Genomic DNA, 14,509 nt, shown 5'->3' with positions numbered 1-14,509 from the left:
GTGAGCGTGCCGGGCGGCCCCATACTGCCGCCACAACAAGACAGGAGACACCGCAATGGGCAAGCTATCACTCGCCGCCAAGATCACGCATGTGCCGTCGATGTACCTCTCGGAACTGCCCGGCAAGCACCAAGGCTGCCGCGAGGCGGCCATTGCCGGCCACCGCGAGATCGGCCGGCGCTGCCGCGAGCTCGGGGTGGACACCATCGTGGTGGCCGATGTGCACTGGCTGGTGAACGCCGGCTACCACGTCAACTGCAACGCGCATTTCGAGGGCATCTACACCAGCAACGAGCTGCCGCACTTCATCAAGGACATGGCCTATGCCTATGACGGCAATCCGGCACTGGGCCGGCTGATCGCCAGCACCGCGAGTGAGCAGGGCGTGATGACGCGCGCCCACGAGATCGCCAGCCTGGAGCTGGAATACGGCACCCTGGTGCCGATGCGCTACATGAACGCCGACCGGCACTTCAAGGTGGTGTCGGTCGCGGCCTGGTGCGCCTGGCACCAGCTGGACGAGAGCCGGCGCTTTGGCGCCGCGCTGCGCGAGGCGATCGAGGCCAGCGATGCCAATGTGGCCTTTCTTGCCAGCGGCTCGCTGTCGCACCGCTTCAACGACAACAACAGCCCCGAGGAAAGCATGCACCAGATCAGCCGCGAGTTCTTCAGGCAGGTGGACCTGCGCGTGGTGGAGCTGTGGAAGCAGGGCGACTGGGCCGCCTTCTGCCGCATGCTGCCGGAGTACAACGAGCACTGCATCGGCGAAGGCGGCATGCACGATACGGCCATGCTGCTCGGGCTGCTGGGCTGGGACAGGTACGACCAGTCCGTCGAGATCGTGACCGACTATTTCACCAGTTCCGGCACCGGCCAGATCAACGCGATCTTTCCGGTGCGGTGATCCGCGCGCCGACCCCTAATTTCCGAGGCTGCCCATGCCCCATATCATCGTCGAATACACCGACAATATCCGCGCCGAGGCGCGCGTGCCGGCCTTGCTGAAGACCATCAACGAGGTGCTGATCGCGCAGGACGGCGTGTTTCCCATCGGCGGCATCCGCTCGCGCGCGCTGGCGCTCACCGACTACCGCATGGCTGACGGCGAGGAGGACTATGCCTTCGTCCACATCACGCTGAAGATCGGCGCGGGACGCGATGAAGCCGTCAAGAAGCGGGCGTGCGATGCGCTCTTCGATGCCATCAAGGCCCACTTCGCCGAGCTGTATGCGCGGCGCTACCTGGCGCTTTCGATGGAGCTTGCCGAGTTCAACGAAGGTGGCAGCTACAAGCACAACAACGTTCACGCCCGCTTCAAGAAGGCCGGCTGAACGGCGCAGATCAACGATATTCCAACGCTACCCACGGAGACCCCATGCTCAGCCCAGAGCTGGTTCGCCAGATTGCCCATCGCCTGCACGACGCCGAACAATCGCGCAAGCAGATCCGCCAGATATCGCTGGACCACCCCGGCATCACCATCGACGACGCCTACGCCATCCAGCGCGAATGGGTCGCGCACAAGCTGGCCGGGGGGCGCACCGTCAAAGGCCACAAGATCGGACTGACCTCGCGCGCGATGCAGATGTCCTCGCAGATCGACGAGCCTGACTACGGCACCCTGCTCGACGATATGTTCTTCCAGGACGGCGCCACCATTCCCGCCGGGCGCTTCATCGTGCCGCGCGTCGAGGTGGAGCTGGCGTTCGTGCTGGGCAAGCCGCTCAAGGGGCCGCATTGCACGCTCTTCGATGTCTATGACGCCACCGCGTACGTGATTCCCGCGCTGGAGATCATCGATGCGCGCAGCCATTCCATCGACCCCGACAGCAAGCGCCCGCGCAAGGTGTTCGACACCATTGCCGACAACGCTGCCAATGCCGGCGTGGTGATGGGCGGCCGCCCGGTGCGGCCGTTCGACGTGGACCTGCGCTGGGTCTCGGCCATCATGTCGCGCAATGGCGTGATCGAGGAAACCGGCGTGGCCGCCGGCGTGCTCAATCATCCGGCCAATGGCGTGGCGTGGCTGGCCAACAAGCTGCATCCCTTCGGCGTGGGCCTGGAAGCCGGCGAGGTGATCCTCGGCGGCTCCTTCACCCGGCCGGTGGCGGCCAATCCGGGTGATACATTCCAGGTGGACTACGGCGCGCTGGGCGCCGTGGCTTGCCATTTCGCCCCTCCCGCATAAACCGGCGCGCAGGTGCCAGGAGCCATCATGGAATTTCCTCTCAACAGCTTCAAGCGCGCGCTGGCCGCGGGCGAGCAGCAGATCGGGCTGTGGCTTGGCCTGGCGAGCCCCTACACCGCCGAGGTACTGGCCGGCGCCGGCTTTGACTGGCTGCTGGTCGACGGCGAGCACGCGCCCAACACCGTGCCGTCCATCCTGGCGCAGTTGCAGGCGATTGCGCCGTACCCGGTGCGGCCGGTGGTGCGCGCGGCCTGGAACGATGCCGTGCAGATCAAGCAGTTGCTCGACATCGGCGTGCAGACCCTGCTGGTGCCGATGGTGCAGGACGCCGCCGAGGCCGCCGCCGCCGTGGCGGCCACGCGCTATCCGCCGCAAGGCGTGCGCGGCGTGGGCAGCGCGATGGCGCGCGCGTCGCGCTGGAACCGCGTCGACGGCTACCTCAGCCGTGCCAATCGCGAGATGTGCGTGCTGGTGCAGGTGGAAACCCGCGCCGGGCTTGCGCATCTGGATGCGATCGCGGCCACCGAAGGCGTGGACGGCGTGTTCATCGGCCCGGCTGACCTCGCCGCCGACATGGGCCACCTCGGCAACCCGGGCCATGCGGACGTGCAGGGCGCCATCGCCGACGCCATCGCGCGCATCCGCCGCGCCGGCAAGGGCGCGGGCATCCTCAGCGCCGATGTGGCGCAGGCCCGGCAGTACATGGCGCTAGGCACGACATTCACCGCGGTTGGCGTGGATGCCACGATGCTCGCGCGTGCGGCGGAAAGCCTTGCCGGGCAGTTCAAGGGGCAATGCGGTGGCGCTACTGGCGGCGGGGACAAGACGTACTAGCCGAAGCATCGGGAGCGCCGGACGAAGCCGGCAGGATGCGCCGAAACCGTCTGCAATGACGACAGCGTTTATTCCCTCAGCCCCGCATGGGGAGAGGGGATTACCCCCGCGCATTGCGTCAAGTAGTTCGGTGTCGGAGGCGGGCCTTACCCAGAAGTCCGAAAACCAAAAGCAAAAAGACAAAAATAGAAAACAAGGAGACACAAGATGCAAGCATCCGCCTGCCCGCAGCGCGCGCGCCCGCTTCCCAACGCCCGCCACGCGTTCCGCGCCGCCGTACTGCTCGCGGTGGCGCTCTGCGCCGGCACCCAGGCCCTCGCCGCCGATCCCGCCGCCCGCTGGGTGGTGCCCTACACCGCGGGCGGCGGCAGCGACCTCGCCACGCGCATCGTCGCGCAGAAGATCGCGCCGGTGCTGCACCAGAACATCGTGGTCGACAACAAGCCCGGCGGCGCCACCATCCTGGCCGCGCAGGACGTCGCCAAGGCCCGCGCCGACGGCGCCACGCTGCTGACGGCCGGGCAGGGCACGCTGGTGCTCAATCCCGCGCTGTACCGCAAGCTGCCTTATGACGCGGGCAAGGATTTCACGCTGGTCACCTCGCTGGTGAAACTGCCGGTGGTGCTGGTGACCAACCCGGCGCTGCCGGTGAAGACGCTGCCGGAGTTCATCGGCTGGCTCAAGGCCGGGCAGGGCAAGGCCACCTATGCTTCGGTGGGCACCGGCAGCCCGCATCACCTGAGTGCCGAACTGCTGCTGGACCGCGTGCAGGCCACCGCGGTGCACGCGCCCTACAAGGGCACGCCGCCGGCGTTGCAGGACGTGGCGGGCGGGCAGGTCGATTTCATGATGGCCGACCTCTCGGCCGCGGTACCGCTGATCCGGGCCGGGCGCCTGCGCGCCATCGCGCTGCCTGCCGAGCAGCGCTCGGCAGTGCTGCCGGATGTCCCGACCTTCGCCGAGGCCGGGCTGAGCGGCTTCACGGCATTTGCCTGGCAGGGCGTCGTGCTGCCGGCGGGCACGCCACCCGCCACGGTCGACAAGCTCAATGCCGCGATTGCCGCGGCGCTGAAGGACCCGGCCGTGGTGAAACAGATGCAGGAACTCGGCCTTGAACCCATGGGCGACACGCGCGCCGGATTCGCGGAGTTCGTCGAGCGCGAGCGCGCCAAGTGGGGCGCGTTGATCCGCGCGCACAAGATCGTGCTGGATTGAAGCCTGAAGCACCCGGTGGCAGTGACCCCGCTCCCCGCATGGCAACGGGGGGCAGACCATCGCCATGCATGAGCAGTGTTGCCATTGCTATGTCCGCGCCTCGGCCCCGCCGTACAGTGCCGCGGCGGCTTCGATGCAGGTGGCATGCAGATCCCTGCCCAGCGCGTGCAAGGTGTCTTCGGACAGTTGAGCGTTGAACGCTGATCACTGAATGCTAGGCGGTCGTCGAGGACATGTCGGGGAACTTGCCCGGGTTCGCGGCCTGTGCCTGTAAGGCTCCCCGCACTGGCGCGGGCGACACCATGCCTTCCTGCACGCGATCCGCAATGTCCTGCAGCGGTTCGACGAACCGCTTGATCGCTTCTTCCTCGCTCAACGCGCGCGCGAGATACACCACGTTCAGGCTACCGCGTACGCGGTCCTGGTGCCGGATCGGTACCGCGACGGCGCCGATCTTGCGCTGCTCGAGCCAGTCGCCGCGATTCGAGCCGAAGCCGTCCGCACGCACGCGTTCCACGAGCTTGCGGACATAGGCCGCGTTGTTGGCCAGCGCCGCTTGCTCCTCGCCTGCCGCACCCGAGCGCAGCAGGTTGAGCACGTCCTCCCGCTCGGCGTCGCCGCAGTAGGCGAAATAAGCCCGCCCGGCCGCCGTCGACAACATCGGCAGGCGCCGGCCCACCATCGCCCGGTGGAAGGACAGCGGGCTGAAGCGATGCGTGGTTTCGCGGATGATCATGGCGTCGCCATCCGGCGTGGTCAGGTCGGAGGGCCACAGCACGCGTTGCAGCAGCTCCCCCATCAGCGGCGCGGCGATGGTGGAGATCCATTCGTCGTCATTGAAGCCTTCGCTCAACGCCCTGACCTGCAGCGTCAGGCGATAGCTGTCGTCCGAGTCGCTGCGGCGCACGAAGCCTTCGGCGATCAGGGTCTCCAGCAAGCGCCGGACCGTGGTGCGGTGCAACCCGGTCAGCCCACTCAGTTGCAATGCCGTCCCGCGCCCGCTTTCCATCCGGTTCAGGGCCTTCAGCACGTCCAGCCCACGGGTCAGCCCGCGCACGCTGGCATAGGGGGAAGTTCGTCCCGTAGGCATAAAAAATCCTTTTAAATCAACGTTGTGCACTCCTTGCACATTCTGGTCGTTTTTTTGTCTGGATGCAACCGGGTCTCTACACTGCGCTGTACTACTTAGACATTGACGAACGAAGGAGACACGATGTCGACCGCTGCCACCAGCCTCAAGCCAGCCCAGTCCAGCCCACCCAGCCAGCCGTTCCAGAGCATCTGGGGCGAGTTGCGCGGCGTTTCCTTCAGCCAGGGCTGGATCGACGCCAAAGGCATCCGCACCCGTTACCTGCACGCCGGCAGCAGCGACAAGCCGGCGCTGATCCTCCTGCACGGCGTCGGTGGCCACGCCGAAGCCTATGTGCGCAACCTGCAGTCGCATGCCGCGCATTTCGACGTGTGGGCCATCGACATGATCGGTCACGGCTGGACCGACAAGCCGGCCGGTGGCCGGGAGATCCCGGATTATGTCGATCACGTGATCCGCGTGATGGACGCCCTTGGCATCGAGCGCGCTTCGTTCAGCGGTGAATCCCTGGGCGGCTGGGTTGCCTCGCGCCTTGCCATCGACCATCCCGAACGGGTGGAGCGGCTGGTACTGAACACGGCTGGCGGCTCGCAAGCGGACCCGGTGGTGATGGAGCGGCTCAAGACGCTGTCCATGCGTGCGGTCGAAGAACCGGGCTGGAGCTTCATCAAGGCACGCGTGGAATGGCTGATGGCGGACAAGAGCAAGGCCTTCGACGACCTGATCGCCACGCGGCAGGCCATCTACGCGCAGCCGGGCATGGTCGGCGCCCAGCGCGGCAACATGGTGCTGCAGGACATGGAAACGCGCCAGCGCAACATCCTTCGTGCCGAGCATTACGGCCGTATCAAGGCCCCGACGCTGGTGCTGTGGACCTCGGACGACCCGACCGCCGATGTCTCCGAGGGCCGCCGCATCGCCACCATGATTCCCGGCGCGTTGTTCACGGTGATGGAGGGCTGCGGCCACTGGCCGCAGTTCGAGGATGCCGCCACCTTCAACCGCATCCATCTGAATTTCCTGCTCGGCAACGCCGTGCCGGAAGCGGCCACGGTCTAAGCCGGGCGAACCAGCGCATAGCAGGAGAGGAGACATGAACAACGCCATCGCGATGGCGGGCGGAGACGCTCGTGCGCAGGATCTGGATACCGACGTCGCCATCATCGGCGCCGGCCCGGTGGGCCTGATGATCGCCAATATCCTGGGCTTGCAGGGCGTGCGCGTCGTGCTGGTCGAGAAGCTGGACCAGATCATCGACTACCCGCGCGCCATCGGGCTCGACGACGAGGCCTTGCGCGTGTTCCAGTCGGTCGGCCTGGCGGATGCGCTGCTGCCGCATACCACGCCGCACCACTGGATGCGTTTCGTCACGCATACCGGCCGCTGCTTCGCATCGATCGAGCCACGTACCGACGAGTTCGGCTGGTCCCGCCGCAATGCGTTCATCCAGCCGCTGGCGGACCGGATCCTGTATGGGGGCCTGCAGCGCTTCCCGCATGTGAAGGTGCTGCTGGGCCATGGCGTGTCCGGGTTTACGCAGGACGAGCAGGGCGTGACCATCCGCGCGGAGGATGCGCACGGACGGGTCACGTCGGTCCGGGCCGCCTACATGGCCGGCTGCGACGGCGGCAACAGCATCGTGCGCCGCACGCTGGATGTCCCCTTTGAAGGGCGCACCAAGCCCAACCAGTGGATCGTGGTCGACGTGCGCAACGACCCGATCGGCACGCCGCATATCTATATGCATTGCGACCCGACCCGGCCCTATGTCTCGGCCGCGCTGCCGCACGGGATCCGCCGCTTCGAGTTCATGGTCATGCCGGGCGAGACGGAAGAAGCGCTGTCCCGCCCGGAAAACCTCGCCGCGCTGATCCGCAAGGTGGTGGCGGAGCCGGACAAGGTCGACTACATCCGCAAGCGCGTCTATACGCACAATGCCCGGCTAGCGGGAACGTTCCGCGTCAACCGCGTGCTGCTGGCGGGCGACGCCGCGCACATCATGCCGGTCTGGCAGGGGCAGGGCTACAACAGCGGCATCCGCGACGCGAGCAACCTGGGCTGGAAGCTGGCGCTGGTGGTGAAGGGCGTCGCGCAGGACCGGCTGCTCGACACCTATGGCATGGAACGCCGTGCCCACGCTCGCTCCATGATCCATCTGTCGGAGGTGGCGGGCGATATCTTCGCGCCCGCCAGCCGCTTCGGCGCCTCGCTGCGCGACGGCCTGACCCGCTTGCTCAATGTGTTCCCACCGGTCAAGCAGTACTTCGTGGAGATGCGCTTCAAGCCCATGCCGCGCTACGAATCGGGCGTGGTGCTGCTGCCCGCGCGCCGGGGCGATGACCGCTTCCTCGCGCGCCTGCTGGAGCGCTCTGGCAACTCGCCGCTGGGGCGCATGCTGGGGCTGATGAGCGAAAAGCGGGATTCGCTGGTGGGGCGGCTTGTGCACGGACGCGATCCGGCCGGCAGCTCGCCGGTTGGCCGCATGTTCATCCAGCCGATGGTGCGGACCGAAAGCGGCCATACGGTGCGCCTCGACGATGTGATCGGCAATCGTTTCGCCGTGGTTGCCTGGGGGGCGGACCCGACTTTCGGCCTGACGCCGCAAGCACGGGCCGTCTGGGAAAAGCTGGGCGCCTGCTTCGTGATGGCCAAGCCCGATACGCAGCTTGCCTATCGCGACGACGTGCCGGATGGCGTGATCGCCATCGGCGATGCCGCCGGTCGTCTCAAGGAATGGTTCGGCAAGGTGCCGGATTCCGTGGTGTTGCTGCGTCCCGACCGCTTTATTGCCGGGATGTGCTCGCCGCAGCAGGTGTCCGGGACTATCCAGGCGCTGGCCGGGAAGCTTGCCCTGGCCGATGCCTTGCCGGCCGACGCCGCGACGACTGCCTTGCCCGTACCGCCGCTGCCCGACCGTTCGGTCGCCTTTGCCAGGGGAGCCTGAGATGACGATGCATCTCGAATGCCTGTCCCATACGCCGCTGCACGGGTATTACGATCCGGCGCCGGACATCGTGGCGGAGGTGGAGCGCGTGCAAGCCGTAGCGCGTGCCCGTGTGCGGGCCTTCGCGCCGGAACTGGTGGTGGTGTTCGCGCCCGACCACTTCAATGGCTTCTTCTACGACGTGATGCCGCAGTTCTGCATTGGCGTGGCGGCCAGCGCCATCGGCGATTTCAATAGCCTCGCCGGCCCGCTGGATGTGCCTCGGGACACCGCGCTGGCCATGGCGCAAGCCGTGCTGGCCAGCGACGTGGACATTGCCGTGTCCTACCGCATGCAGGTGGACCACGGTTGCGCGCAGGCGCTGGAAGTGCTGCTTGGCGGACTCGCCCCGTGCCCGGTGATCCCCGTCTTCATCAACTCGGTGGCGCCGCCCATGGCCACCTGTCGCCGCGCGCGGCTGCTGGGCAACGCCATCGGCGGCTTCCTGCAGGGCCTCGGCAAGCGCGTGCTGGTGGTGGGTTCCGGCGGCATTTCCCATGAGCCGCCCGTGCCGGAAATCGCCTCGGCCAACGACGAGGTGGCGGAGCGCCTGATCGCCGGGCGCAACCCGCCGGCGGCGGCGCGTGCCGCCCGCCAGGCGCGTACGGTGGCGGCCGCGCAAGCGTTCGCCGCAGGCGATGGTTCACTACATCCGCTCAACCCGGAGTGGGACCGCGCCTTCCTGGCGCGACTCGCCAGCGGCGATCTGGACGCCGTGGATGCCATGCGCAACGACGACATCACGCGCGACGCCGGCAAGTCGGCGCACGAGATCCGAACCTGGATCGCCGCGTTCGGCGCGCTTGCCGCCGCCGGGCCTTACCAGGCGTCGATCGAGTACTACCGGCCCATCGAAGAATGGATTGCCGGCTTCGGCGTGATGCAGGCACAGCCTGCCACCCCGCGCGCGTAACCCAACCAGGAACAACCATGTCCAAGCAGGAAACCACGCTCGCGCTCGCCAGGCGGCTGCGCGAGGCAGAGCAGGCGCATACCCCGATCGAACCGCTGCGCGGCGAGATCCCGTCTGGCGACGCGGCGATGGCTTATGCCATCCAGCGCGCCAATGTCGATGCATGGCGCGCGCAGGGCCGCCGCGTGGTGGGCCGCAAGATCGGCCTGACCTCGCCCGCGGTGCAGCGCCAGCTTGGAGTGGACCAGCCCGACTTCGGCACGTTGTTCGCGGACATGGTCTTCGGCGACGACGAGCCGATTCCAGCCGCCCGCACCATGCAGCCGAAAGCGGAAGCCGAGGTTGCGCTGGTGCTCAGCCGCGACGTCTGTGCAAAGGACGCCACGCTGGTCGATCTGATCAATGCCGTCGCCTATGTGCTCCCCGCCATCGAAGTGGTCGGCAGCCGCATCCGCAACTGGGATATCTCGTATGTCGATACCGTGGCCGACAACGCCTCCAGCGGTCTGGTGGTGCTGGGCGCGGTACCCGTGCCGCTGGCCGGCCTGGACCTGAAGACCGTGAAGATGGAGATGCTGTGCGACGAGGAGCGCGTTTCCACGGGTTCGGGCGCGGATTGCCTCGGCCATCCGCTCAATGCGGCGGTCTGGCTGGCGCGCAAGCTCGCCTCGCTGGGGGATCCCTTGCGCGCCGGCGACCTGATCCTGACCGGTGCGCTGGGTCCGATGGTCCCGGCGGCGCCAGGCCAGTGTTTCGAGGCGAGCATCAGCGGCGTTGGCAGCGTGCGGGCAAGGTTCGCGCAGGGCTGATGCCGCCTTCCAGCCACACCACGCAGCACCAGTCTTATTACAAATACATGGAGGAGACAAGATGAAATACGCAAAACCCAATCTGGCGGGCCCGCTGCTCATGGCCGCGGGCTTGCTCGGCACGGCCGGTGCCCCCGCGTTCGCCGACACGTTTCCCAGCCGGCCGCTGACCATCGTGGTGCCGTTCCCCGCGGGCGGCGTTACCGACAGGATTGCACGCCAGATCGGGCAGCAGATGCAGGCCGGTCTCGGCAAGCCGGTCGTGATCGAGAACCGGCCCGGCGGGGGCGGCCAGATTGCGGCGCAGTCGGTCAAGCGTGCCGACGCGGACGGCCACACGCTGTTCGTGGCCGCCACCGAGATGTTCGCGATCAACCCGGGCTTGTACCGCAACTTCTCCTACGACCCGCTGAAGGATTTCAAGCCGGTGACAGCGTTGGCCTCGTCGCCGCTGGTGCTGGTGGTGCCGCAGGGCAGCCCGGTCGGTTCGGTCAAGGATCTCGTGGCGCTGTCCAGAACCCGGCCGAACGGCGTCAATTACGCATCGCAGGGCGTCGGCTCGATCGGGCACCTGCTCGGGGGGCTGTTTGCCGACAAGTCCGGCGGCCATATGACGCATGTGGCCTACAAGGGCTCGGCGCCGGCGTTGCAGGATGTGATGGCCGGGCAGGTCGACATGATGTTCGACCCTGTGATCACCACCTCGCCGTTGATCAAGGGGGGCAAGGTCAAGCCGCTCGCCATCGCGGCGCCGCGCCGGTCGCCGTCGCTGCCGGACGTGCGCACGCTCTCCGAACTCGGTATCGGCGGGCTGGATGCCGGTGTCTGGTTCGGCATGGTGGTCAAGGCCGGCACGCCCGACGCCATCGTCGCGCGTCTCAACGAGGAAACGGTCAAGGCGCTCAAGGCGCCCGAGGTGGCCCGGCAGTTTGCCGACCAGGGGCTCGAAGCCATGCCGATGACGCCGCAGCAGTTCGGCGCCTTCCTGAACAGCGAGAGCACGCGCTGGGCGCCATTGGTGAAGGCCAGCGGCGCCAGCATCGATTGATGGCGGGGGCCGGACCGTAACCACCAAGGTCAGGGCAGAGCTGCTTGCCGCAGATTCGGCTGCCGCGACCCTGCGGGCGCAGCGTCTAGGCTGCCAGGTGAAGCCGCGGAACCCCAACCGAAGCGGCTTTGCGTTCGCCGCTGCCTTCCAGCAGGCTGACCACCGCCGGGCCGAGCGTGTTGGCGCAGGCGTTTGCAAGTGCGGCAGCGCGGGCCAGCCCGACTTGCGTCGCCAGCCATTCGGGCCGCACGCGGCCGCTGTTGGCCAGCAGGTAGATCGCGTGCGCCACGCGCTGCTCGCGCACCAGTGCGCGCAGCGCTTCGCCTTCCGCGAACAACCGCACGCGCACCAGGCGCTGGCTGACCTGCCAGCGATCCGCCACCAATGCCGCGTTCCAGGCGACCCGGGGCAACTCGAAGATGTCGCTGGCCAGCGCGCGCGACCAGTGCTTTTGCGTGTGGAGCGGGCAGCCCGGCACGGCCGCCAGCGACATGCGCGGGCACGCGTCGTCGGGCACGGCACGCAGCGAGATGGCGGCCCTGTTGCCCGGCGCCGGCAGCAGGTCGCAATCGAAGTACGCAAAGGCCGGCACTACGAACGGATTCCCCGGCAGCACCTCGCGCCGCGCGTTGGCATCGCGCAGGCGAGCGGCTCCGCGCAGTGCGTCGACGCGCACGGCGAAGGGAAAGCGCAGGTGGGAGAGTCGCAGATCGGTGCTGGTGACGAGGGCCATGCGAGGATCAGGAGAGGCCGGCTGGCGCGTTACGCGTGGCGCGCCAGGCTGAAATCGCATTGTACGGTCTTGGCGGGCCGGCGATTGTCACCATAGAGACAGGATGGGCAAAGCGCAAGCCCGCGGGCTACAGCTCGGACAAGCCGAAGTGGCGCAAGCGTTCGAGGTTGGTAACGCGGATGCTCTGGTAAGACAGGTCGACCATGCCTTCGGCCGCCAGCCGCCGCAGCGCCTGGTTGACCCGCTGGCGCGAGAGTCCGGTCAGCAGGCCGATCTCTTCCTGGGACAGTTCCAGGACCTCGCCGGTGCGGGGGTAGAGCGCCGCATGGAACAGTTGGGCGATGGCCTGCGCCACGCGTGCGTCGACGCTCAGCAGGCGCTCGTTTTGCACGGTGGCGATGAATTGCCCCATGCGCTCGTTGAGCTGGCGCACCACGAAGCTGGAAAACGGCAGGCTCTCAGCCAGCAAGGTATGGAAAACGGTGTCCGGGATCAATGCCACACGGGAATCGCGAATGGCGATCACGTCATATCTCCGCGCTTCTCGCTTTATCACGCTGCCTTCTCCGCACCATCCGCCTGCCGGCACGCCGGAAAAAGTGCAGCCGCGGCCATCCGGCGTGTAGACGGCGAGCTTGATCAGGCCGCGCTCCACCCCGATCCAGTAGCGCGACGGCTCGCCGCGGCGTGCCACGAAGGCGCCCGCGCCAAAATCCTGCACCACCAGTTGCCGCGCCGCCATGGCCTGGTGCGCCGGGGCCAGGGCGGAGAACCATTCATGCTGCGCCAGCAGCGCCGCATGATCCCCGCGGCCGCCGGGTTCCTTGCGGGCCGTGTATGGTTTATCAGGTGTATCGGGCGTATCGGGTACGCCGGGTGGCGCTGAAGCGGGCAGGCTGGACATGTTCTGGGCTTGGCCCGGCGTGGGCACTGTCATCCGGACGACAAAGCGTTGGGCTGTGGGATGATAGCCTTGCGCAGCCAAAAGTAACAGCGACCGGGACCTGCGGCTTCCCGGCGCATGCGGAGACCAAAGCAATGCCAAGCGATTTCGATACCGGCCTGGGCAAGAACCCGGCCAATCATGTTCCCCTCACACCGATCGACTACCTGGCGCGCGCCGCCGAGGTCTATGGCGATCGCCTGGCCATCGTGCATGGCCCGGTACGCCAGAACTGGCGCGAAACCTATGTCCGCGCGCGGCGCCTGGCCAGCGCGCTGCAGCGCGCCGGCGTGGGCAAGGGCGATACCGTCGCGGCCTTGCTGCCCAACACGCCGGCCATGGTAGAGGCGCACTTCGGGGTGCCCATGGCGGGTGCGGTGCTCAATGCCCTGAACATCCGCCTCGATGCCTCCAATCTCATCTTCATGCTGCGCCATGGCGAAGCCAGGGTGCTGCTGGCCGATACGGAGTTCGCCGGCCTGGCGCGGCAGATCGCCAACGAGATCCCGGAGCTGAAGGTGGTGGCCGTGGTGGATGCGCTGGGCCCGCAAGACGTGCAGCCCTTCGCCGAGACGGACTACGAGAGCCTGCTGGCCTCCGGCGACCCGGAATTCGCCTGGCAGCCGCCCGCGGATGAATGGGATGCCATCGCGCTCAACTACACCTCGGGCACCACCGGCGATCCGAAGGGCGTGGTCTACCATCACCGCGGCGCGGCCATCAATGCCATCTCCAATATCCTGGAGTGGGATTTGCCCAAGCATGCGGTCTACCTGTGGACGCTGCCGATGTTCCACTGCAACGGCTGGTGCTTCCCGTGGACCGTTGCCGCGCGAGCCGGCGTCAATGTCTGCCTGCGCAAGTTCGAGCCCAAGCTGGCCTTTGACCTGATGCGCGATGAGGGCGTGACCCACTACTGCGCCGCGCCGATCGTGCATACCGCGCTGGTCAACGCGCCGCCAGCCTGGCGCGAGGGCCTGCGCGGCCCCGTGCGCGGCATGGTGGCGGGCGCGCCGCCGCCGGCCGCGGTGCTGGCGCAGATGGAACAGATGGGCTTCGAACTGACCCATGTCTATGGCCTGACCGAGACCTACGGCCCGGCCGCGGTGTGCGCCGAGCAGGACGACTGGGCTACGCTGTCGCAAGAGGAGCGCGCTACCAAGAAGGCACGGCAGGGCGTGCGCTACCATCTGCAGACCGAAGTGGCGGTGCTCGACCCCGACACCATGCAGCCGGTGGCCGCCGACGGCGAGGAGATCGGCGAGATCATGTTCCGCGGCAATATCTGCATGAAGGGCTATCTCAAGAACGAGAAGGCCACCCGCGAGGCCTTCGCCGGCGGCTGGTTCCATACCGGCGACCTGGGCGTCTGCATGCCGGACGGCTACGTCAAGATCAAGGACCGCAGCAAGGACATCATCATTTCCGGCGGCGAGAATATCTCCAGCGTGGAAGTGGAGGACGCGCTCTATCGCCATCCCGCCGTGCTGGCGGTGGCCGTGGTGGCCCAGCCGGATGCCAAATGGGGCGAGACGCCGTGCGCCTTCGTTGAGCTGAAGGACGGCGCCAGCGCCACCGCGGAAGAGCTGATCGCACATTGCCGCACCCTGCTGGCAGGCTTCAAGGTACCCAAGGCCGTGTACTTCGGGCCATTGCCCAAGACCTCGACCGGCAAGATCCAGAAGTTCGAGCTGCGCCGCAAGGTCAAGTCGGATTCGGCGATCGACGTGTAAGGCCGGATGCCGGGGCCCGC

The 14,509-nt window shown here is 67.4% G+C and carries 14 protein-coding genes; 11 read left to right on the top strand and 3 right to left on the bottom strand.

Features of this window, described 5'->3' with window-relative positions; all coding sequences use genetic code 11:
• Positions 1-55 precede the first annotated feature (55 nt).
• The 5 genes from hpaD (at position 56) to AC3FOF_RS31760 (ending at position 4,237) form a co-directional block, all read left to right on the top strand.
• A complete protein-coding gene (gene hpaD / locus AC3FOF_RS31780) occupies positions 56-904 on the top strand; it encodes a 3,4-dihydroxyphenylacetate 2,3-dioxygenase (RefSeq protein ID WP_017226971.1) in 849 nt (282 codons plus the stop codon).
• 34 nt (positions 905-938) lie between these two features.
• Positions 939-1,331, top strand: coding sequence for a 5-carboxymethyl-2-hydroxymuconate Delta-isomerase (locus tag AC3FOF_RS31775; RefSeq protein WP_276266205.1), 393 nt, complete (start codon positions 939-941; stop codon positions 1,329-1,331).
• A gap of 44 nt (positions 1,332-1,375) precedes the next feature.
• Positions 1,376-2,188: a 2-oxo-hept-4-ene-1,7-dioate hydratase gene (hpaH, locus tag AC3FOF_RS31770; protein ID WP_488728835.1), complete on the top strand. Its 813-nt coding sequence runs from the start codon at positions 1,376-1,378 to the stop codon at positions 2,186-2,188.
• Between the two features lie 27 nt (positions 2,189-2,215).
• Positions 2,216-3,022, top strand: a complete 807-nt coding sequence (gene hpaI / locus AC3FOF_RS31765; RefSeq protein ID WP_488728834.1) for a 4-hydroxy-2-oxoheptanedioate aldolase — start codon at positions 2,216-2,218, stop codon at positions 3,020-3,022.
• 207 nt (positions 3,023-3,229) lie between these two features.
• Entirely contained in the window at positions 3,230-4,237 is a 1,008-nt protein-coding gene (locus tag AC3FOF_RS31760) for a Bug family tripartite tricarboxylate transporter substrate binding protein (protein ID WP_276266202.1), read from the top strand.
• 214 nt (positions 4,238-4,451) lie between these two features.
• On the opposite strand, the gene AC3FOF_RS31755 is transcribed toward AC3FOF_RS31760, so the two are convergent.
• Positions 4,452-5,327 carry a DNA-binding transcriptional regulator gene (locus tag AC3FOF_RS31755; protein ID WP_488728833.1) on the bottom strand — a complete coding sequence of 292 codons (876 nt, stop codon included), beginning with the start codon at positions 5,325-5,327 and terminating at the stop codon, positions 4,452-4,454.
• Between the two features lie 123 nt (positions 5,328-5,450).
• Here AC3FOF_RS31755 and AC3FOF_RS31750 point away from each other — a divergent pair, with 123 nt between their 5' ends.
• The 5 genes from AC3FOF_RS31750 to AC3FOF_RS31730 all read left to right on the top strand — a co-directional run bounded on the left by AC3FOF_RS31750 (position 5,451) and on the right by AC3FOF_RS31730 (position 11,080).
• Positions 5,451-6,386, top strand: coding sequence for an alpha/beta fold hydrolase (locus AC3FOF_RS31750; protein ID WP_488728832.1), 936 nt, complete (start codon positions 5,451-5,453; stop codon positions 6,384-6,386).
• Between the two features lie 34 nt (positions 6,387-6,420).
• Positions 6,421-8,271, top strand: coding sequence for a bifunctional 3-(3-hydroxy-phenyl)propionate/3-hydroxycinnamic acid hydroxylase (locus AC3FOF_RS31745; RefSeq protein ID WP_276266199.1), 1,851 nt, complete (start codon positions 6,421-6,423; stop codon positions 8,269-8,271).
• Between the two features lies 1 nt (position 8,272).
• Positions 8,273-9,223 carry a 3-carboxyethylcatechol 2,3-dioxygenase gene (locus tag AC3FOF_RS31740; RefSeq protein ID WP_488728831.1) on the top strand — a complete coding sequence of 317 codons (951 nt, stop codon included), beginning with the start codon at positions 8,273-8,275 and terminating at the stop codon, positions 9,221-9,223.
• A 17-nt stretch (positions 9,224-9,240) separates the two neighbouring features.
• The gene (mhpD, locus tag AC3FOF_RS31735; RefSeq protein WP_488728830.1) at positions 9,241-10,032 is read left to right on the top strand and encodes a 2-keto-4-pentenoate hydratase; all 792 of its coding nucleotides are present in this window, start codon (positions 9,241-9,243) and stop codon (positions 10,030-10,032) included.
• A 61-nt stretch (positions 10,033-10,093) separates the two neighbouring features.
• A complete protein-coding gene (locus AC3FOF_RS31730) occupies positions 10,094-11,080 on the top strand; it encodes a Bug family tripartite tricarboxylate transporter substrate binding protein (RefSeq protein ID WP_276266196.1) in 987 nt (328 codons plus the stop codon).
• An 85-nt stretch (positions 11,081-11,165) separates the two neighbouring features.
• Here AC3FOF_RS31730 and AC3FOF_RS31725 read toward each other — a convergent pair whose 3' ends face one another.
• Both AC3FOF_RS31725 and AC3FOF_RS31720 read right to left on the bottom strand, forming a co-directional pair.
• A complete protein-coding gene (locus AC3FOF_RS31725) occupies positions 11,166-11,813 on the bottom strand; it encodes an AraC family transcriptional regulator (RefSeq protein WP_276266195.1) in 648 nt (215 codons plus the stop codon).
• 127 nt (positions 11,814-11,940) lie between these two features.
• Complete coding sequence (locus AC3FOF_RS31720) at positions 11,941-12,717, bottom strand: Crp/Fnr family transcriptional regulator (RefSeq protein ID WP_488728829.1); 777 nt, start codon at positions 12,715-12,717, stop codon at positions 11,941-11,943.
• A 134-nt stretch (positions 12,718-12,851) separates the two neighbouring features.
• On the opposite strand from AC3FOF_RS31720, the gene AC3FOF_RS31715 reads away from it, so the two are divergent.
• Entirely contained in the window at positions 12,852-14,489 is a 1,638-nt protein-coding gene (locus AC3FOF_RS31715; protein WP_276266194.1) for an acyl-CoA synthetase, read from the top strand.
• Positions 14,490-14,509 lie beyond the last annotated feature (20 nt).

The sequence above is a fragment of the Cupriavidus sp. 96C5-1 genome (genome assembly GCF_057798855.1).
The sequence above is the reverse complement of the archived record's forward strand: the minus strand, read 5'-3'. Positions and strand labels throughout refer to the sequence as shown.

Bases quoted from the DNA above. Each gene is read 5' to 3' on its own strand.
- AC3FOF_RS31775 (WP_276266205.1), top strand. From the start codon at position 939: ATGCCCCATATCATCGTCGAATACACCGACAATATCCGCGCCGAGGCG.
- AC3FOF_RS31720 (WP_488728829.1), bottom strand. From the start codon at position 12,717: ATGTCCAGCCTGCCCGCTTCAGCGCCACCCGGCGTACCCGATACGCCC.
- hpaH (WP_488728835.1), top strand. From the start codon at position 1,376: ATGCTCAGCCCAGAGCTGGTTCGCCAGATTGCCCATCGCCTGCACGAC.
- hpaD (WP_017226971.1), top strand. From the start codon at position 56: ATGGGCAAGCTATCACTCGCCGCCAAGATCACGCATGTGCCGTCGATG.
- AC3FOF_RS31725 (WP_276266195.1), bottom strand. From the start codon at position 11,813: ATGGCCCTCGTCACCAGCACCGATCTGCGACTCTCCCACCTGCGCTTT.
- AC3FOF_RS31730 (WP_276266196.1), top strand. From the start codon at position 10,094: ATGAAATACGCAAAACCCAATCTGGCGGGCCCGCTGCTCATGGCCGCG.
- mhpD (WP_488728830.1), top strand. From the start codon at position 9,241: ATGTCCAAGCAGGAAACCACGCTCGCGCTCGCCAGGCGGCTGCGCGAG.
- AC3FOF_RS31750 (WP_488728832.1), top strand. From the start codon at position 5,451: ATGTCGACCGCTGCCACCAGCCTCAAGCCAGCCCAGTCCAGCCCACCC.
- AC3FOF_RS31745 (WP_276266199.1), top strand. From the start codon at position 6,421: ATGAACAACGCCATCGCGATGGCGGGCGGAGACGCTCGTGCGCAGGAT.
- AC3FOF_RS31740 (WP_488728831.1), top strand. From the start codon at position 8,273: ATGACGATGCATCTCGAATGCCTGTCCCATACGCCGCTGCACGGGTAT.
- AC3FOF_RS31715 (WP_276266194.1), top strand. From the start codon at position 12,852: ATGCCAAGCGATTTCGATACCGGCCTGGGCAAGAACCCGGCCAATCAT.
- AC3FOF_RS31755 (WP_488728833.1), bottom strand. From the start codon at position 5,327: ATGCCTACGGGACGAACTTCCCCCTATGCCAGCGTGCGCGGGCTGACC.
- hpaI (WP_488728834.1), top strand. From the start codon at position 2,216: ATGGAATTTCCTCTCAACAGCTTCAAGCGCGCGCTGGCCGCGGGCGAG.
- AC3FOF_RS31760 (WP_276266202.1), top strand. From the start codon at position 3,230: ATGCAAGCATCCGCCTGCCCGCAGCGCGCGCGCCCGCTTCCCAACGCC.